17 protein-coding genes are annotated in these 19,579 nt (G+C 68.1%); all 17 read left to right on the forward strand.

Annotation, left to right across the window (positions count from 1 at the left end; translation table 11 throughout):
* Positions 1–69 precede the first annotated feature (69 nt).
* The 17 genes from SD37_RS38305 (at position 70) to SD37_RS42920 (ending at position 19,484) form a co-directional block, all read left to right on the forward strand.
* Positions 70–1,038: a YncE family protein gene (locus SD37_RS38305; RefSeq protein WP_044855777.1), complete on the forward strand. Its 969-nt coding sequence runs from the start codon at positions 70–72 to the stop codon at positions 1,036–1,038.
* Between the two features lie 40 nt (positions 1,039–1,078).
* Positions 1,079–2,266 (forward strand): BtrH N-terminal domain-containing protein, encoded by a 1,188-nt coding sequence (locus SD37_RS38310; RefSeq protein WP_044855778.1) that lies wholly within the window; start codon positions 1,079–1,081, stop codon positions 2,264–2,266.
* A gap of 10 nt (positions 2,267–2,276) precedes the next feature.
* Entirely contained in the window at positions 2,277–2,801 is a 525-nt protein-coding gene (locus tag SD37_RS38315) for an acyl-CoA thioesterase (RefSeq protein WP_044855779.1), read from the forward strand.
* A gap of 150 nt (positions 2,802–2,951) precedes the next feature.
* The gene (locus SD37_RS38320; RefSeq protein WP_044855780.1) at positions 2,952–4,919 is read left to right on the forward strand and encodes a S8 family serine peptidase; all 1,968 of its coding nucleotides are present in this window, start codon (positions 2,952–2,954) and stop codon (positions 4,917–4,919) included.
* A 232-nt stretch (positions 4,920–5,151) separates the two neighbouring features.
* Positions 5,152–6,387, forward strand: coding sequence for a class I SAM-dependent methyltransferase (locus SD37_RS38325; protein ID WP_044855781.1), 1,236 nt, complete (start codon positions 5,152–5,154; stop codon positions 6,385–6,387).
* Positions 6,384–7,181 (forward strand): sugar phosphate nucleotidyltransferase, encoded by a 798-nt coding sequence (locus tag SD37_RS38330; protein ID WP_044855782.1) that lies wholly within the window; start codon positions 6,384–6,386, stop codon positions 7,179–7,181. The genes SD37_RS38325 and SD37_RS38330 overlap by 4 nt, the downstream gene beginning before the upstream one ends.
* On the forward strand, positions 7,178–7,831 hold the full coding sequence (locus tag SD37_RS38335; protein WP_044855783.1) for a PIG-L deacetylase family protein: 654 nt from the start codon (positions 7,178–7,180) through the stop codon (positions 7,829–7,831). Before SD37_RS38330 ends, SD37_RS38335 begins: the two co-directional genes overlap by 4 nt.
* Before the next feature lie 5 nt (positions 7,832–7,836).
* Entirely contained in the window at positions 7,837–8,859 is a 1,023-nt protein-coding gene (locus SD37_RS38340; protein ID WP_044855784.1) for an NAD-dependent epimerase/dehydratase family protein, read from the forward strand.
* Complete coding sequence (locus SD37_RS38345; protein WP_044855785.1) at positions 8,859–10,136, forward strand: DUF4910 domain-containing protein; 1,278 nt, start codon at positions 8,859–8,861, stop codon at positions 10,134–10,136. The genes SD37_RS38340 and SD37_RS38345 overlap by 1 nt, the downstream gene beginning before the upstream one ends.
* Before the next feature lie 2 nt (positions 10,137–10,138).
* Positions 10,139–11,413, forward strand: coding sequence for an MATE family efflux transporter (locus SD37_RS38350; RefSeq protein WP_044855786.1), 1,275 nt, complete (start codon positions 10,139–10,141; stop codon positions 11,411–11,413).
* A complete protein-coding gene (locus SD37_RS38355) occupies positions 11,410–12,360 on the forward strand; it encodes a glycosyltransferase family 2 protein (protein ID WP_044855787.1) in 951 nt (316 codons plus the stop codon). Before SD37_RS38350 ends, SD37_RS38355 begins: the two co-directional genes overlap by 4 nt.
* Positions 12,357–13,544, forward strand: a complete 1,188-nt coding sequence (locus SD37_RS38360) for a polysaccharide pyruvyl transferase family protein (RefSeq protein WP_044855788.1) — start codon at positions 12,357–12,359, stop codon at positions 13,542–13,544. The genes SD37_RS38355 and SD37_RS38360 overlap by 4 nt, the downstream gene beginning before the upstream one ends.
* Positions 13,541–14,089 carry a dTDP-4-dehydrorhamnose 3,5-epimerase family protein gene (locus tag SD37_RS38365; protein ID WP_044855789.1) on the forward strand — a complete coding sequence of 183 codons (549 nt, stop codon included), beginning with the start codon at positions 13,541–13,543 and terminating at the stop codon, positions 14,087–14,089. Before SD37_RS38360 ends, SD37_RS38365 begins: the two co-directional genes overlap by 4 nt.
* Before the next feature lie 7 nt (positions 14,090–14,096).
* The gene (locus SD37_RS38370; protein ID WP_083255194.1) at positions 14,097–15,413 is read left to right on the forward strand and encodes a glutamate-1-semialdehyde 2,1-aminomutase; all 1,317 of its coding nucleotides are present in this window, start codon (positions 14,097–14,099) and stop codon (positions 15,411–15,413) included.
* Positions 15,410–16,909: a right-handed parallel beta-helix repeat-containing protein gene (locus SD37_RS38375; RefSeq protein WP_236725210.1), complete on the forward strand. Its 1,500-nt coding sequence runs from the start codon at positions 15,410–15,412 to the stop codon at positions 16,907–16,909. Before SD37_RS38370 ends, SD37_RS38375 begins: the two co-directional genes overlap by 4 nt.
* Positions 16,910–16,965: 56 nt before the next feature.
* Positions 16,966–18,405, forward strand: coding sequence for a right-handed parallel beta-helix repeat-containing protein (locus tag SD37_RS38380; RefSeq protein ID WP_145926832.1), 1,440 nt, complete (start codon positions 16,966–16,968; stop codon positions 18,403–18,405).
* 122 nt (positions 18,406–18,527) lie between these two features.
* The gene (locus tag SD37_RS42920; protein WP_145926833.1) at positions 18,528–19,484 is read left to right on the forward strand and encodes a hypothetical protein; all 957 of its coding nucleotides are present in this window, start codon (positions 18,528–18,530) and stop codon (positions 19,482–19,484) included.
* Positions 19,485–19,579 lie beyond the last annotated feature (95 nt).

Here is a 19,579-nt window from a genome sequence, read left to right on the forward strand (position 1 = left end):
GCGAAGTTCCTTCGCCCGGACGGACCGCGGGTTATCGTCGAGCCCCGGAACGATCTTGGGGAGGCGCCTGTGCGAGGACCCGAACTGAGCCGCCGAGCCCTGCTCACGCTGGCCGCGGCCGGCGCTTCCGCGGTCGCCTTCGCCCCGGCGGCCAGAGCCGAGAAAGTCCTGGTGATCGAGGTCGGGGGCACTCCGGAGGCGGTCGCGGTGAACTCCGTCACCGGGTTCGCCTACGTCTCGGACCCCTCCACCGGCACGATCGTCGTACTCGACTCGCGGACCGGGACCGTCGGCGCGGTGATCCCGGTCGGCGGCGAACCCGCCGGACTGGCCGTGGACACCGTGACCAACAGGGTCTTCGTCACCAACCCGCCGGCCGGGACCGTCCTCGTCCTCGACGGGCTGACCAACGACGTCGTCAGCGTGGTCCCCGCCGGGCCCGGGGCGTCCCGTATCGACATCGACGAGCAGGCGAACCGGATCTACGCGGTCAGCGACGTCACCGGGATGCTCGCCGTCATCGACGGCGTCGGCTGCCGCCTGCTGAAACTGGTCCCCGGGCCCACGTCCGGGCTGTCCTCGATCGCGGTGGACGGCGGCCGCAAACTCGCGCACTGCACCAGCCCGACCACCGACTCCCTGGAGATCTTCGACATCGGCGCGGAGAAGTTCACCGGCGGCGTGAAGGTCGGCAAAGCACCGACCGGGGTCACCGTGCATCGCGGCAGCGGAACGGCGTTCGTCGCGAATTCGGCGATCCATCATCTGTCCGTTGTGGACGTGGGCGCGCGCAAGGAGAAGGCGACGGTGCTGCTGCGCTCCGAGTCCTCGGCGGTCGCGATGCACCAGGGAACGAACACCGTGTACGCCAACGGCGGGGCCAACGGGGTCGCCCGGATCGACGGCGTGACCAACCTGCTCACCGGTGACCTGTCGCTCGGCGTGAACCCGGGCGCGGTCGCGATCGACCAGCGCTCCAAAGCCGTGTACGTGACGGATCCCTTGCATGGCAGGGTTTCCCTGATCAGGGATTTCTGAGGCAGTACCCCGCGCGGGCGTTCGCGGGCATGATGGCAGGGTGAGCGAGTACGAGTTGCGGGGCGGGCTCCAGCCGGACGTGTCGGCGGTGACCGCCGTCCTGGCGCACCACGGTGTCGAAGGGCCGGACGGGAAGGCGCCCAGCGAGGCGTTGATCTTCGCCGTTTCCGGCGGGATCGGGGCGGGCTACATCCTGTGGGATTTCGCGCGTGATTCGCAGTCGACGGTGGTGTTCGGCTTCCGTGCGCGCTGGCAGTATCCGCAGGAATGGCTGAAGTCCACAATGGACCGTCTCGGCCTTCGGGCGGACATCCACACCACCGGCGGCAAACGCGCCGCCGCGAAACGGCTCACCGCGGACCTCGAAGCAGGACGGCCGGTGATCGTGCTCCCCGACCGCGAGTCGCTCGGTTACTGGCAGCTCCCGCCGGAGGCGTCCGGCGACGGCGGGCATTTCGTCGTCGCGTACGGCGAAGAGGACGGCCGGGTGCTCGTCGACGACCGGAATCTCGCCCCGCTGACGGTCGACCGCAAGACCTTCGATCTCGCGCGCGGCCGGGTCGGCTCGTACAAGAGTCTCCTCGCGACGCTTCAGCCCGGCGAGGTCTCCGATTGGCGGGCCGCCGTGCGTGCCGGGCTGACGGACTGCGCGCGGAACCTCTCGGAGCCGTCGAAATCGTTCTCGCTGCCCGCGTGGGAGCGCTGGGCGACGGCGATGACCGACGAACGCGATCCCAAGGGCTGGCCGCGCGCGTTCGGCGAGCGGAGCGGGCTCGTCGGGGCGCTGCTCAACGTCTGGGAGAGCGTCACGCCTGCCGGGATGACGGGCGGGCATCTGCGCGGGCTGTTCGCCGACGCGCTCACCGAGGCCTCCGGTCTGCTCGAACTCCCGGCACTGGCCGAGCAGGCTTCGACGTGGCGCGGGATCGGCGAACGCTGGGCCGAACTGGCCGAGGCCGCCTTCCCGGCGGCCAACGCGGAGTTCGCCTGGGTGCGCGGGCTGGTCAGCGCGGTGTCGGCGGGGGTCCGCGAGGGCGACGCCGGGCAGGACGCGGCCGCCGCGGCCGGTACGGAGCTGTGGAAGCTGCGCGCGCACTACAACGACGAAAGGCCGTTCACCGACGCCGAGGTCGACGCGCTCTTCGGCACGACGGGGACGCTGCTCCGCGATATCCACACCGCCGAGACGGCCGCGATCCGCGAACTCGCCGAAGCCCTGATGGAGTGAACCCGGCCCGGTGTCCGTGGCGCCGCGCGGCCGGATCGCCTCACGATCGTTCAAGATCCACTTCGTGCACGCACATCCGCTGGGGACGACCAGTGCGCGTCCCGCTCCCGAGATCCACCTGTACCGCCACCGCCTGCGTGTCACCGACCTGGACCACCTCGGCTACGTCGGGAACGTGCGGCTGCTGGACTACCTCCAGGAAGCCCAGGTCGCGATGCTCGACCCGCGGCGTGAGCGCGTTTTCCGGACGAAGGGGCCGACCTATCTGATCGCGAAGCACAACGTCAGCTACGTGCGGCGGCTGACGTTCCGCGATCACCCCGTCGAGGTGGAGACCGTGGTCGGCCGGATCGGGACCTCCGACGTCGTGGTGAACAGCAGGCTGCGTGACGAGCGGGCCGTCTACGCGCGCTGCCGGACGATCTGGATCGCGTGCATCCTGCCCGAGGGGAGCACCCGGCGCCTCGACGACGAGGAACGCGTCCGGTTGACCCGGTTCAGCGGAACGATCGACGAGCTCCCCGCCGCGCGCTGAGCAAGAGCGGCGACGGAATTCTTTTTAACCGTTTATGCTCCATTTCCCGTAGGCACGGAATACAGCTGGGCCGTTCAGCGGCTGATCACCGCCTCTTTCGGCCGGTACCTTCGAAAGACTCTCCCCTGCAGAGATCCCCGGAGGTATTTCATGCCACGGTCGAAGTCTGTCCGCTTACTCGCGCCCTTGGTCGGCGCGCTCCTCCTGACCAGCGGGGTGGCCGCCGCCGCCCCGGCCGAGGGCGACCCGCAGTTCATCCGCCTGGCCAGCGGAACCTTCGACCCGCTCGGCGAGCGGAGCGCGTTTAGCCCGCTAAACGCAAGTCAGCGGGGTACCGCGAGCCAGGAGTGGCGGGGTGCCTACCTGCTCCAGGTCCGGGGTGCGCTGACCGACGCGCAGCGCGGGCGGTTGCGTGCGCTCGGCGTGCGAATCGGGACCTACGTTCCCGATTTCGCGTACGTGGTGCGCCTGCGTCCGGAGAACAGGGAATCGATCGCGAAATTGAATTTCGTCCGCTGGCTCGGTGAATACCGGCCGGGCGACAAGGTGGAGTCGTCGGCATTCTCGGCGAGCGGCACCGGGAGCTATCTGGTGACGCTGGTCGAAGCCGACGCGCGGGACCAGCGCGCGGTCGCCGAGCGGATCCTGGGGCTCGGCGGCGGCATCGAGGCGATCTCGCAGAGCGGGCAGCACATCGTCGCGACGCTCGGCGCCGGTCAGGTCGGTGCCGTGGCCGAGGGTGCCGAGGTGCTCGCGGTCGGCGCGATCACCGCGCCCGAGACCGACATGGCCAACGCCCGCGAAAGCGGGGGCGCGAACTACCTGGAAAGCGTCGGGGGCTACCGCGGCCAGGGCGTCCGCGGTGAGGTGATGGACGGCGGGCTGCGCGTCACCCACCAGGAGTTCAAGGCCCGGCCGACGGTGCTGCACGGCTCGAACTCGACCAGCACCAGCCACGGCACTTCGACCTACGGCGAGATCTTCGCCTCCGGTGTGAGCGCGCCGCAGCGCGGCCTGCTGCCCGAGGGCCAGGGCATCTTCGCCACCTACAACGCACCGGACCGTTACGCCCACACGAAGGAACTCGTCGACCCGGCGGGCAAGTACCGCGCGGTGTTCCAGAGCAACAGCTGGGGCGGCGGGCTGACGACGGCGTACAACTCGGTTTCGGCTGAACTCGACAAGATCGTCTTCGATCACGACCTGCTGATCTGCCAGTCGCAGAGCAACGCGGGGACGCAGCAGTCGCGGCCGCAGGCGTGGTCGAAGAACGTGCTCTCGGTCGGCGGGCAGTACCACTACAACACGCTGGGCCGCACCGACGACAAGTGGAACGGCGGCGCCAGCATCGGCCCGGCCGCCGACGGTCGGATCAAGCCCGAGCTGTCGAACTACTACGACCGGATCGACACGACGTCGTCCACCAGTGACACCTCGTACACGACCTCGTTCGGCGGCACGAGCGGCGCGACCCCGATCACCTGCGGAAACGCCGGGCTGCTGTTCCAGATGTGGGCCGACGGCGTGTTCGACGGCGGTCCCGGCAAGGCCCGTGACGTCTTCGCGAGCCGCCCGCACGCCGCGACCGCGAAGGCGCTGCTGATCAACGGAGCCGACCAGTTCGCGTTCACCGGCACGTCGCACGACATGACCCGCACGCATCAGGGCTGGGGTACCGCGAACGTGCGCTACCTGCACGAACAGGCCAAGGCGAACGGGTGGAAACTGCCGGTGCTGGTCAACGAGACGGATCTGCTGGGCACCGGGCAGAGCAAGAAGTACACGGTCGCGGTGAACGGGACGAAACAGTTCAAGGCGACGCTGGCCTACACCGATCCGGCCGGTTCGCCGACCGCGTCGGTCACCAGGGTCAACGACCTGACGCTGAAGGTCACCGCGCCGGACGGGACCGTGTACTACGGCAACAACGGCCTGCGTGCGGGCAATTTCTCGACCGCGGGCGGGTCGCCGAACACCGTCGACACGGTGGAGAACGTCATCCTCGAAAAGCCGGCGGCGGGGACTTGGACGGTGGAGGTCGTGGCGACGCAGGTCAACGCCGACGGGCATCCGGAGACCTCGGCGACCGACGCGGACTACGCGTTGGTGGTTTCTTGACGGTGTGAGAGGCGCCACGCTGCGCGCCCGCCGCGTCGCGTTTAGCCCGCTAAACGCGACGCGCATCCGCACCGAGTTGCCCGCGCCCGGATGGCCGAGGCGCCTGCGCCGATGGCCGAGACGGCAGGTTTCGGTTGGGAGACGGAAGCACGAGAGCTTTGAAAGGCATGTAACGAGGTGACCCGGGGGGCCGACGTCTGGGATACGTGACGCGAGCCAAGGAGCCCTCTCGATGACCACCTGCCGACTCTGCGGCTCGGCCCATCTCGCCAGTGTCGTCGACCTCGGGGCGACGCCGCCGTGCGAGCGTTTCCTCACCGCGGAACAGCTCGCGGAACCGGAGCCGACCTACCCCCTGCACCTGCAGATCTGCACCGAATGCTGGCTGGCCCAGATCCCGCCGCTGATCACCCCCGAAGAGACCTTCACCGAATACGCGTACTTTTCGTCGTATTCCGCCTCCTGGGTCGAACACGCCAAGACGTTCGTCGACGGCGCCGTCGAACGGCTCGGGCTCGACGAGTCCTCTTTCGTCGTCGAGGTCGCCAGCAACGACGGGTACCTGCTCAAACACGTTGTGGCGCAGCAGATCCGGTGTCTCGGCGTGGAACCTTCGGTGAACGTGGGCCAAGCCGCGCGTGACGCCGGGGTGCCGACGAAGACCGCCTTCCTCAGCCCCGAAACCGGACACGACGTCCGGGCGGAGCACGGTCCCGCCGATCTCGTCGTGGCGAACAATGTTTACGCTCACATTCCGGACATCATCGGCTTCTCGGAGGGCCTTCGCGCCCTGGTCGCCGACGACGGCTGGGTCAGCATCGAGGTCCAGCACCTGCTGACGCTGATCCAGGAGAACCAGTACGACACGATCTACCACGAGCACTTCCAGTACTACACGGTGGAATCCGCGCGCCGGGCCCTCTCGCGGGGCGGATTGTCCGTTGTGGACGTCGAACTCCTCCCCACCCACGGCGGTTCGATCCGGCTGTGGGCACGCCCGGACGCCGTCGCCGGTGAGCCGAGCGAGCGGATGATGCAGGTCCTCGACGCCGAGAAGGCCGCCGGACTGCACGAAATGTCCGGCTACACCGAATTCTCCGAGCGGGTCACCAAGGTCCGGCTCGAGCTGAACAAGTTCCTCACCGACGCGGCACTCGAAGGCAAGACCGTCGTCGGCTACGGCGCCCCGGGCAAGGGCAACACGCTGCTGAACCACTGCGGCATCCGCCCGGACGTACTGCGGTACACCGTCGACCGCAATCCGTACAAGCACGGCCGGTTCACCCCCGGCACCCGGATCCCCATCCTCCCGCCGGAGCGCATCGAGGCGGACCGGCCCGACTATGTGCTCGTCCTTCCGTGGAACCTCCGGAAGGAACTGACCGCCCAGCTGTCCTTTGTGGACGAATGGGGCGGAAAACTGGTCTTTCCCATCCCGCACCTGGAAATCGTCGAGGTGAAGTCGTGAAGGTAGTGCTCTTCTGCGGCGGCTACGGCATGCGGATGCGCAACGGTGACGCGTCCGACGTGCCCAAGCCGATGGCCATGGTCGGCCCCAGACCCCTGATCTGGCACGTGATGCGGTACTACGCGCATTTCGGCCACACCGAGTTCATCCTCTGCCTCGGTTACGGCGCGCACCACATCAAGGAATTCTTCCTCAATTACCAGGAGACCACCTCCAACGACTTCGTCCTGCGCAACGGCAAGGCGGAACTGCTGTCGACCGACATCGCGGACTGGTCGATCTCCTTCGTGCAGACCGGCCTCGAATCGGCCATCGGCGAGCGGCTGCGCCGGGTGCGCCCGCACCTCGAAGGCGACGAGATGTTCCTCGCCAACTACGCCGACGTCCTCACCGACGCCCCGCTGCCGGAGATGATCGAGCGGTTCTCGAACTCCGACGCCGGTGCCTCGATGATGGTGGTGCCGCCGCAGTCGTCGTTCCACTGCGTCGAAATGGGCGAGGACGGCCGGATCGGCGCGCTGACCCCGGTCAGCGAGATGCCGCTGTGGGAGAACGGCGGGTACTTCGTGCTGCGCCAGGAGGTCTTCGACCACATCCCCGCGGGCGGCGACCTGGTGGCCGACGGCTGCGGCGAACTCGCCAAGCAGGGGAAGCTGCTCGCGTACCCGTACCGCGGCTTCTGGAAGCCGACCGACACGGTCAAAGAGCGGGTCCAGCTCGACGAGGCCTACGCGCACGGCGACCGCCCGTGGGCGTTGTGGGAACACGAACCGGCTCCGGTGGGCATCGCGTGATCGCACTCGGTACCGGCGGGCTCCAGCGGATCGTCGCGCTCGGCGCGCATTGTGACGACATCGCCATCGGCGCGGGCGGCACACTGCTGGCGATCTGCGCGGACAACCCGGGTGTCCGGGTCGACGCGCTCGTCCTGTCCGGCGGCGGCACCGAACGGGAGGCCGAGGAGCGTGCCGCGCTCGCGGCCTTCTGCCCGGGTGCCGACGTCGAGGTCACCGTGCTGAAACTGCCCGACGGCCGGTTTCCCTCGCATTGGGAAGAGGCCAAGAACGCGCTGGAGGAGCTGCGGCGCCGCACGGATCCGGACCTCGTCCTCTCCCCGCGCACGGCCGACGCGCATCAGGACCACCGTGGCCTGGCGAAGCTGGTGCCGACGGTGTTCCGCACCCATCTCCAGCTGGAGTACGAGATCGTCAAATGGGACGGCGACCTCGGCAAGCCGTCCGCGTACGTCCCGCTGCCCGCCGAGCGTGCCGAGGAGAAGGTCCGCCTGCTGCAGGAGCACTACGCCTCGCAGCGGCACCGCCCCTGGTACGACCGGGAAGCCTTCCTCGGCCTCGCCCGCGTCCGCGGTATCGAATGCGGGCAGCGATACGCGGAAGCCTTCGACCTCAAAAAACTGACGCTCGATCTCTCCTCGAAAGGCTGAAAGCCATGCGTGTGCTGCTGACCGGGCACAAGGGTTACCTGGGCACGGTGATGGCCCCGGTGCTGGCCGCCGCCGGCCACGAGGTGATCGGCCTCGACTCCGGTCTCTACGACACCTGCGTGCTGGGCCCCAAGCCCGAAGATCCCGAGGGTTACGAGGTCGACCTCCGCGACGTCACCGCCGAGCACGTGTCCGGGATGGACGCCGTGATCCACCTCGGCGCGCTGTCCAACGACCCGCTCGGTTCGCTGGCGCCGGAACTGACCTACGACATCAACCACCACGCTTCGGTCAAGCTCGCCAAGCTGGCGAAGGACGCCGGGGTCAAGCGCTACCTCTACGCCTCGACGTGTTCGGTCTACGGCGCCTCGGGCGGCGACGGCCTGGTCGACGAGGACGCGCCGCTGCGCCCGGTGACGCCGTACGCCGAGTCGAAGGTGCGGGTCGAGGACGACGTCCAGGAACTCGCCGACGCCGACTTCAGCCCGGTGTACATGCGCAACGCCACCGCGTTCGGTTTCTCGCCCCGGCTGCGCGGCGACATCGTGCTCAACAACCTGACCGCGCACGCGCACCTCTCCGGCGAGGTGCTGGTGCTCTCCGACGGCACGCCGTGGCGGCCGCTGGTGCACGCCAAGGACATCGCGCGGGCCTTCACCGCGGCGCTGGAGGCGCCGAGGGAGGCCGTGCACGGCAAGGCGTTCAACATCGGCACCGAACGCAACAACGTGACCGTGGCCGAGATCGCCGAAGAGGTCGTCGAGGCCGTTCCCGGTTCGACGCTGCGGATCACCGGCGAGGCGGGCGCGGACCCGCGCTCCTACCGGGTCGACTTCTCCCGGTTCCGCGCGGCGATCCCCGGCTTCGACTGCGACTGGTCGGTCAAGGACGGCGCGCTCGAACTGATCGAGGCCTACCGGACCCACGGTCTCACCGAGCACGGCTTCCAGCGCCTGTTCACCCGGCTGGCCCGGTTGCAGGACCGCACCGCCGCCGGCGAGCTCGACGACACCCTGCGGCGTCGCTGATGACCGACCACCAGCGCCTGGAGACGGGCGCCGACCTGCGCAAGCTGGTCGAGCGCCTGTATCCGCTGTGCCGCAGCATCACCGGCGACGGCGTCCGCCGCACGCTGGAGATCGTCGGCGAGCACATCCCGCTGGAGATCCACGAAGTCCCCACCGGCACCCAGGTACTGGACTGGACCGTGCCGCAGGAGTGGAACATCCGCGACGCGTACATCAAGGACACCTCCGGCCGCCGCGTGGTCGACTTCGGTGAGTCGAACCTGCACGTCGTCGGCTACAGCGTCCCGGTGTCGCGGAAGATGCCGCTCGCCGAGCTGCGCGAACACCTGCACACGCTGCCCGACCAGCCGTCCTGGGTGCCGTACCGGACCAGCTACTACTCGCCGACGTGGGGGTTCTGCCTGGCGCAGGAGACCCTCGACGCGATGCCGGACGGCGAATACGAGGTGCATATCGATTCCACTTTGGACGATGGGCAGCTCACCTACGCCGAGCACGTCGTGCCGGGCGAGGTCGCCGACGAGGTGATCATCTCCTGCCACACCTGCCATCCGTCGCTGGCGAACGACAACGTGGCCGGGATCGCGATCGCCGCGGCCTTCGCGCAGACGCTGGAGAATCCCCACCACACGTACCGATTCCTGTTCATGCCGGGCACGATCGGCGCCATCACCTGGCTCGCGCGCAACACCGATCGCGTCGACCGGATCAAGGCCGGGCTCGTGCTGGCCTGCGCCGGTGACCCGGGATCGCTGACGTACAAGCGAAGCCGCCGAGGCGACGCCGAGATCGACCGCGTGCTCGCGTACGTCCTCGCCGATCGCGCGCACAAGGTCGTGGACTTCTCGCCGTACGGCTACGACGAGCGCCAGTTCTGCTCCCCCGGCTTCAACCTCGGTGTCGGATCGTTGACGAGGACGCCGTACGCGGGTTACCCCGAGTACCACACCTCGGCCGACAACCTCGATTTCGTCTCGACCGAGGCCATGGAGGAGACCCTGCAGACCTTGCGGGACACCTTCGCCGTCCTCGACCGCAACCGCAGCTACGTCAACCTCAGTCCTTACGGCGAGCCGCAACTCGGCAAACGCGGGCTGTATGACTCGCTCGGTGGCCGGAGCGACGCGAAACAGGCCCAGATGGCGATGCTCTGGGTGCTCAACCTCTCGGACGGCGAGCACAGCCTGCTCGACGTCGCCGAGCGATCCGGATTGCCGTTCGATTCCGTCGTCGCGGCCGCTCAGGCACTGCACGACGCCGGATTGCTCAAGGACTGACCATGCGATCACTTCTGCGTTCCCAAGCCGTCCGGGCCATGGCCGGACGGCTCAGCTGGGGGCTCGGCGACCAGGCCGTCTCCAGCATCACCAACTTCATCGTCGGTCTCTACGTCGCCCGTTCGCTCGGCACGACGGCGTTCGGCATGTTCAGCCTCGCCTGGGTCACCTACGGCGTGGTGCTCAACCTCTCGCGCGGACTGACCACGGATCCGCTGATGGTCCGGTTCTCCGGCGTGTCCACCGAGTCCTGGCGGGCCGCGACCGCCAGGGCGACCGGCACCGCCCTCACCGCGGGCGTCGCGACAGGCGTGCTCAGCGTCGTCGTCGGTCTCCTGGTGGGCGAGGACATCGGCGGCGCGTTCGTCGCGCTCGGCATCGTCATCCCCGCGCTGTTGCTGCAGGACGCCTGGCGGTTCTCGTTCTTCGCCGCGGGGCACGGGAAGAAGGCGTTCGTCAACGACGTCGTCTGGGGTATCGCGCTGATCCCGGCCTTGTTCATCGCGCACCGATGGTTCGACACCGTCGTCGCCTTCATCCTGGCGTGGGGCCTGTCGGGGGCGGTCGCCGCCGGGTACGGCTGCCTGCAGGCCGGGGTCCGGCCCGATCCGCGCGGCACCCTCGAATGGCTCAAACGGCACCGGGACCTCGGTACCCGGTACCTGATCGAGAACGTCAGCAACAGCGGCTCGTCACAACTGCGGATGTACGGGCTCGGCGCGATCGCGGGACTGGCGAGTGTCGGCGCGGTGCGCGGCGCCGAACTGCTCCTCGGGCCGTTCTTCGCCCTGCTGATGGGACTTTCCCTGGCCACGGTGGCCGAAGGCGCGCGGGTGCTCCAACGGGCCCCGCACCGCCTCCGGCACTTCTGCGCCGTTCTCGGCGCCGGCCAGGCGGCCGCTGCCCTGCTCTGGGGCTTCGCCTTGCTTCTGGTACCCCACGACGCCGGCCGGTTCGTCCTCGGCGACGTCTGGGATCCCGCTTCGGAACTGATCCTCCCGGTGACCATCGGTATCGCCGCGGCGGGCTTCAACACCGGGGCGGCCGCCGGACTGCGTGCGCTCGGCGCTGCGAAACGGAGCCTTCGCGCCCAGCTGATCAACTCCGCCGGCTATGTCGGCTTCGGGCTCATTGGCGCCTTCTTGGCCGGGGCGTCCGGATCCGCTTGGGGGGTCGCGTTGGCGATCACCAGCGGGTCGGCGGTGTGGTGGCTTCAGCTGCATGCCGCTCTCAAAGAACACCTGACTTCTGAAAAGGAAGAAATGAGGACGTCATGAGCACCGCTCCTCGGCTGAGCATCGGGGTCCCGGTCTACAACGGCGAGGACTACCTCGCCGAAGCGCTGGACGCACTCCTCGGCCAAAGCTACGAGAACTTCGAGCTGATCATCTCGGACAACGCGTCCACGGACCACACCGAAGAGATCAGCCGTGCGTACGCGAAGCAGGATTCCCGAGTTCGCTACGTGCGTCAGCCGGTGAACATCGGCTGCGCGCCCAACCACAACTACTGCGTCGACGTCGCCCGCGGCGAGCTGTTCAAGTGGGGCTCCGACGACGACCTGTACGCGCGTGACCTGCTTGAGCGCTGCATCGAGGCGCTCGACGAACACCCCGAGTTCGTGCTGTCGCATTCGTGGACGGCGATGATCGACGAAAAGGGCGTCGTCACACAGGCGCTCAAGTACCCGCTCAACACGGTTTCGCCGCATGCCGCGGAACGCTTCCGCAGCACACTGTTCGCCACCGGCGGGGACGACGACGGCGCGGTCATCCGGACCGAGGTGCTCCGCCGGGTCGCGCCGCTGGACAGCTACCACCACGCGGACCGCACGATCATCTCGGAACTGGCGCTGCACGGCCCGTTCCACCAGGTGCCGGACTGGCTGTACTTCCGCCGCGACCACCCAGGCCGCTCCGAGCACGAGTACCCGACGGTGCGCAAACGCGCCAGCAACCTGGACCCGAAACGGGCGGACAAACTGCGCCACCCGATGGTCCGGCTGCTCGGCGAGTACGTCCTGGGCTACGTCAAGGCGATCCGCAACGCGCCGATCTCCGGCGCGGAGAAGCGCGAGTGCTTCCGGTACCTGCGGCAATGGCTGCTGAACCGGGCGGGGAACCCGGCCATGGGAAGGATGCCGGTGCAGGCCGAGGCCGAACTCGGCCCGCGTGAGGTCTCCGTGGTCTCAGTCGTCGCCGGCCAGGAGGGAAGAGTCTCTTGACCCCGCCCGCGAGGATCGGCCTTTTCGGGCTCCTCGGATCCGGGAACCTCGGCAACGACGGTTCCTTCGAGGCGGTTCTCGGGTATTTGCGCGCGGCACATCCGGACGCGGCGATCAGCGTGATGTGCGGCGGTCCGGAGATCGTCGCGTCGCGCTACGGGCTCCAGACGACGGCGTTGAACTGGTACCGGGGTGAGTACCGGACGGCATCGGGACCGCTGTCCATCGCGATGAAGGGGTTCGGCAAGCTCGTCGACGTCGTCCGCACGGCGGCGTGGGTCCGGCGTCAGGATCTGGTGATCGTGCCGGGGATGGGCGTCCTCGAAGCCACCCTTCCCCTGCGCCCGTGGGGTTTCCCGTACTCCCTGTTCCTGCTGTCGGCGTCCGGCCGTCTGGTCGGCACCAAGGTGGCGCTGGTGAGCGTCGGGGCCAACGTGAGCGGGCAACGGGCCATCCGGGCGATCGTCGGCGGCGCCGCGCGGCTGGCGGCGTTCCGGTCCTACCGGGACGAACCTTCCCGCGACGCGATGCGCGAGATGGGCGTCGACGTCACCCGCGATCACGTCTATCCCGATCTGGCCTTCGCCTTGCCGGTGCCGTCCGAACCGGTGCTGCCCCGCTCCGTCGGGGTCGGGGTGATGGCCTACTACGGCGGGAACGAGGACAGGGCGCGCGCGGACGAGATCTATCGGTCCTATGTGGACAAGATGACCCGGTTCGTCGCCAAGCTGGTCGCCGACGGCCGCCCGGTCCGGTTGTTCATCGGCGACCAGGCGGACCGGCAGGTCGTCGACGAGATCGTGACGGTGGTCGGCTCGCCGCTGGTCTCGGCGGCCGACACGTCCACTTTGGACGAACTGCTGCGGTCGATGTCGCGGGTCGAGATCGTCGTGGCCACCCGGTACCACAACGTCCTGTGCGCGCTGAAGCTGGCGAAACCGACGTTGTCCATCGGGTACGCCCGCAAGAACGACGTGCTCATGACCGAACTGGGACTCGGGGAGTTCTGCCAGCAGGCCAAGGACATCGACTTCGACGAGCTGGTCCGCCAGTTCGCCGAACTCGAATCCCGGGCCGGCGAGCTGACCGAAGTCGTGGCGAAACGAGGCGCGGAGCAGGAGCGGCTGCTGGACCGGCAGTTCTCCGAGCTCTCGGCCGCCTTCCTCCCGAGGGGAGTCCGATGAAAGCGATCCCGGTGCCCGCCATCGCGGGGGCGTACCTGTTCGAGCCGACGCCGCACGTCGACGAACGCGGCTTCTTCAGCCGCACGTTCGACGCCGACGTCGTCCGGTCGGTGGGGATCGACCCGGACGGGTTCCTCCAGGACAGTGTTTCGCGGTCCCGCAAGGGAGTGCTGCGCGGAATGCACCTCCGGTCGGGTCTCGGCGAGGCGAAACTGGTCCGGTGCTCGTGGGGCGCCGTCTTCGACGTCGTCGTCGACCTCAGGCCGGATTCGCCGACCTACCTCGGCAAGGAGACGTTCGAACTCACCGGGGACACCCAGGTGTCGGTGTACATCCCGGCGGGCTGCGCGCACGGATTCCAGGCGCTCACCGAGTACGCCGACGTCTCCTACCGGATCGACCGCGCCCACGATCCAGCGGAAGACGTCGCGATCGCCTACGACGACCCCGAGCTGGCGATCTCCTGGCCCCTGCCGGTCGCGTTCGTCTCGGCACGGGACCGGCAGGCCCTCTCGCTTTCCGAGGCACTACAGAACATGAGGTGAGAACAAGGTGCATCGGCATCTTCCCCGATCCATGCGGGCCAACGAGCGTCTCCACGCGATGATCCCCGGAGGCGCCCACACCTACGCCAAGGGCGACGACCAGTACCCCGAGAACCTGGCACCGGTCATCTCCCACGGGCGCGGCGCGCACGTCTGGGACGTCGACGGGCACGAGTACATCGAGTACGGCTCGGGGCTGCGCGCGGTCAGCCTCGGGCACGTGCACCCGAGGGTCAGCGAGGCCGCCCACCGCGAGATCGACCGGGGCGCCAACTTCGTCCGTCCGTCCATTGTGGAGGAACAGGCGGCGACGAAGTTCCTGGAGACCGTTCCCACCGCGGAGATGGTCAAGTTCGCCAAGAACGGTTCGGACGCCACCACGGCCGCGGTCAAGCTCGCCAGGGCGGCCACCGGCAGGCCGCTGGTGGCGATCTGCCGTGACCACGCGTTCTTCTCCATCGACGACTGGTTCATCGGCACCACGCCGATGGCCTCGGGGATCCCGGCCGAGATCACCGGCCTGACCGTGTCGTTCCCCTACGGCGACCTCACCGCGACGGAAGCGTTGCTGCGGGAGCACGCGGGCCGGATCGCGTGCCTGATCCTGGAGGCGGCCACGCAGCAGGAACCCCCGGCGGGGTACCTCATCGGGCTGCGGGAGCTCGCCGACCGGTACGGCTGTGTGCTGATCTTCGACGAGATGATCACCGGTTTCCGCTGGTCGGAGGCCGGAGCGCAGGGGCTCTACGGTGTCACGCCGGATCTTTCGACGTTCGGCAAGGCGCTCGGGAACGGGTTCGCCGTCTCGGCGCTGGCCGGCAAGCGTGAGCTGATGGAACTCGGCGGGCTCCGCACCGGCGAGGACCGCGTCTTCCTGCTGTCCACCACCCACGGCGCCGAGACGCATTCACTGGCCGCCGCGATCGCGGTCATGGAGACCTACACCGAAGAAGGCATCGCCGCGCGGCTGCACGCGCTCGGCGACCGGCTCGCCGCCGGGGTCCGCGAAGTCGCGGCCTCGGCCGGAGTCGGCGAACACGTCGTCGTGCGCGGCCGGGCGAGCAACCTCGTCTTCGGCACGCTCGACGCGGAGAAGAAACCGTCGCAGGACTACCGAACGTTGTTCCTGCGGCAGCTGATCACCGGCGGGATCATCGGACCGTCGTTCGTGGTCAGCAGCGCGTTGTCCGAAGAAGACATCGACCGGACTGTCGAAGTGGTCGCGCAGGCCTGCCTCGTGTACCGCAAAGCACTCGACGCGGATGATCCGGCGCCGTGGCTGGGTGGCCGTCCGGTGAAGCCGGTATTTCGGAGAAGGGTATGACCCTAGGGATCGCACGCCGCTCGGCCGGCACGCGCACGCTTTGCGTCGCGTTGTCGGTGTTATTGCTCCAGGTCGCCGTTGAAAGCACAGCGGTGGCGGATCCTGAGCCGACCCGAGGGGTGTGCGGCACGACCGTCGGCGTCCCCACCGCCCCGGAAGGCGCCCTGGTCATCGAACCGGGAACGGATCTGACCGACAAGACCCGCTTCAACCCGGCGGGGACCACGTTCTGGCTCGCCCCCGGCACGCACACCTTGAGTTCCGATCAGTACGGGCAGGTGATGCCCAAGGACGGCAACGTCTACCTCGGCGCACCGGGATCCATTCTGGACGGACGCGGACTCAACCGCGCGGCCTTCACCACGTCGGCCAAGGACGTCGTGATCCGCGGGCTGACCATCCGCGGGTTCGTCGCCGAACGCGATCAGGGCGTGGTGAACCACGACTCCGGTGACCGCTGGGTCATCGAGGGCAACGTCATCGAGAACAACGACGGCGCCGCCATGATGACCGGATCGGGCCAGCGGGTGATCGGGAACTGCCTGCGCAACAACGGCCAGTACGGCATCAACGCCTACCGGTTCGGTGCCGGGCTGACCGATCTGGTCATCGAAGGCAACGAGATCTCCGGCAACAACACCGGCGACTGGGAAGCGAAGATCCCGGGCTGCGGCTGCAGTGGTGGCGCGAAATTCTGGTCGGTGAACCGCGCCGACATCGTCGGCAACTGGGTCCACCACAACCACGGTGTCGGGCTCTGGGCCGACACGAACAACAACGACTTCCTCATCGAGGACAATCTGATCGAGGACAACGCGTCCGAGGGTGTGTTCTACGAGATCTCCTACAACCTGGAGCTGATCGGGAACACGTTCCGGCGCAACGCGCTGGTCCAGGGCCGCACCCGGGCCGCCAAGGGCGACAACTTCCCGGTCGCCGCCGTGTACCTCAGCGAATCGGGCGGGGAACCCCGGCTGCCTGCCCGGACCGACAAGATCGAAATCCGCGGCAACATGTTCTCCGACAACTGGTCGGGGATCACCCTGTGGGAGAACGCGGACCGCTTCTGCAACAGCCCGGCCAACACCTCGACGCTGTCCTGTACGGCGCTGGTCTCCCCGACCTCGGCCTGTTCCGACCCGGGTATCGCCACGGCACCGCTGTACAGCGACTGCCGGTGGAAGACCCAGCGGGTTTCCGTGCACGAGAACACCTTCGAGTTCAACTCGACGCTGGAAGGCTGCCTCGGCCTCTGCGGGCGGATGGCGGTGCTCTCGAACTACGGGACCTATCCGGCCTGGTCGCCGTACCGGGGTGCGGTGATCTCGGAGGCGATCACCTTCCGGCAGGAGAACCGGTGGTACGACAACCAGTACTACGGGCCGTGGACGTTCGTCGCCCACGACACGTCGCGGCGGCTGACCGCGGCGCAATGGCAGGCCGAGCCGTATCGACAGGACGTTTGCAGTGGGTTCGGGGAGGGGACGACCTGCTGAAGTTTCACCTGTAAGTGTCCCTCTGGGACTGTCCATAGTGGCTTACCGTTTGCGGTATGCCCGTGTCCCTGATTTTGTCGCTGCTCCTCGCGGCGGGAGTCGTCACAGCCTCACCGGCCTCGGCGGCTCCTGCCGCGGTCTGCGACGCGGGACCGGTGAGTCCGTCGAAACCGGCCGACGCCGTGGTCATCGAACCGGGAATCGATCTTTCCGCGAAGACCCGCGAACTCCCGGCCGGCACGACGTTCTGGCTGGCCGGGGGCAAGCACACGCTGGGCCCCGACGAGTTCGGCCAGATCATCCCGAAGGACGGCAACGCCTATCTCGGCGCACCCGGCGCCGTCCTGGACGGCGGCGGCGTCAACCGCTACGCCTTCACCCAGCAGGCGCGCGACGTCGTGATCCGCGGCTTGACGATCCGCGGGTTCGCGGCGCCACAGGATCAGGGCGTGGTCAACCACGACTCCGGTGAACACTGGATCATCGAGGGCAACACCATCGAGGACAACCGCGGCGCGGCGATGATGGCGGGGCCGCGCCAGGAGATTTCGCGGAACTGCCTGCGGAACAACGGCCAGTACGGCATCAACGCCTACCGCGCCGGCGACGGGATCACCGGGCTGCTCGTCGAGGGCAACGAGATCAGCGGGAACAACACCGACGACTGGGAGAAGAAGGTCCCCGGCTGCGGGTGCAGCGGCGGCGTCAAGTTCTGGGCGGTCGACGGCGCCGACGTCCGCGGCAACTGGGTCCACCACAACCACGGCGCCGGACTGTGGGCGGACACGAACAACAACGATTTCCTCATCGAGGACAACGTGATCGAGGACAACGAGGCGGAGGCGTTGTTCTACGAGATCTCCTACAACCTCGTCGTCCGGGGGAACACGTTCCGGCGCAACACCCTTGTGCAAGGACGCGCGTTCGCCGCGCGCGGGGACGACTTCCCGGTCGGGACGATCTACCTGTCCGAGTCCGGCGGCGAGCCCCGGTTGAAGGCGCGGACCTCTTCGGTGGAGATCGTCGACAACGTCTTCGAGGACAACTGGGCCGGGATCACCCTGTGGGAGAACGCGGACCGCTTCTGCAACAGCCCGGCGAACACTTCTTCGGGCTCCTGCACCCGGCTTGTGCCTTCGGTGTCTTCCTGTTCCGCGCCGGGGATCGCTTCGCGGCCGCTGTACGACGACTGCCGGTGGAAGACGCAGCGGGTTTCGTTGCACGGCAACAGGTTCTCTCACGGATCGGGGTGCACGGGGTTCTGCGGGCGGATGGCGCTCCTGGCGAATTTCGGGACCTATCCGGACTGGTCGCCTTACCGGGGCTCTTCCGTTTCGGACGCGATCACCTTTCGGCAGGAGAATCGGTGGTACGAGAACGCTTACTCGGGTGAGTGGCGGTTTGTCGTTCATGACACTTCGCGGACGGTGGGGTTTTCGGAGTGGCGAGGGGCTCCTTACTCGCAGGACGCTGGGTCGAGCGTGGAGGGGAGTTGACGATGTAGGAATTGGGACATTGAGTGTCCCAATTCCTACATCGTCACCGCCTCTTGGTCGTGAAAGGTACTTTCATCCGGTCAAGCGCGAGAATTGTCGGTGCCCGGGTACATGATCATCCGGTGCGAAGAGGAACCTGGGCCACCCATCCTTTGCTCACCGCTCCGGATCGGCCGGAAGTGGTCCGTGCGAACGACCTCGAACAGATCGGTGTCCCACGCCGGACCATCTCCCGGCGGTGCGCGGCGGGCGGGCCGTGGCAACTGCTGCTGCCCGGCATCGTGCTGTTGAGCACCGGCGCACCCACCGACGAACATCGCGTCCGCGCCGCGTTGCTCCATTCGCGGCAGGACGCAATGCTCACCGGCACTTGGGCGCTCCATCGCCACGGCTTGGAAAGGGTTCCTCGGCAGGAGAAGATCCATGTCCTCATTCCGGCGAACCGCGGGGTCGCGAACGCCGGGTTCGCCCACGTTGAGCGGACTCATCGGCTGCCCCGCCCCCACCTCCGAGGGGGTCTGCCCGTCGCGCCAGTCCCCCGAGCCGTCATCGACGCCGCACGCAGGCTCACCAATGAAGACGAGATCCAGGCGATGATGGCCGAGGCCGTCCAACGCCGCTTCTGCACCACCGACATGCTCACCCGCGAACTCGACCAAGCGGGACGCACCGGAACCGCCCTGCTCAGGAAGGCCCTGACCCCACTCGTAGCCGGCGCCAGATCAGTCGCCGAGGCCGACGCCTACCGCCTCTGGCAACGCTCCGGTCTCCCGCCCGGCCAGTGGAACGTCTCGATCTTCGACGCGAAGGGGAACTACATCGCCACTTCCGACTTCTGGTGTGACGAGGTCGCCTTCGCCTGGGAGATCGACTCCTACCGTCACCACACGAGCCTCGAAGACCACCGCGCCACCGTCGCCCGCAACGCCCGATACGCCGCCGCCGGGATCGTCGTGCTGCAGACCCTCCCCTCCCGGCTACGCACCGAGCCGGACCAGGTACTCGCCGAGCTCCACGCCGCGTTCCAGGCGGCGCAGGGTCGCCCGCAGCCGGAGATCCTGCTCAAGCGGGCGGCGTAACGTGAGGAATTGCAGAGCCGCCCCAGCCTTCACCTGTGCTCACCGATACGCCGCCGCCGGGATCGTCGTGCTGCAGACCCTCCCCTCCCGGCTAC

This window comes from Amycolatopsis orientalis (assembly GCF_000943515.2).
In the GTDB taxonomy this organism is placed as follows: Bacteria; Actinomycetota; Actinomycetes; order Mycobacteriales; family Pseudonocardiaceae; genus Amycolatopsis; species Amycolatopsis orientalis.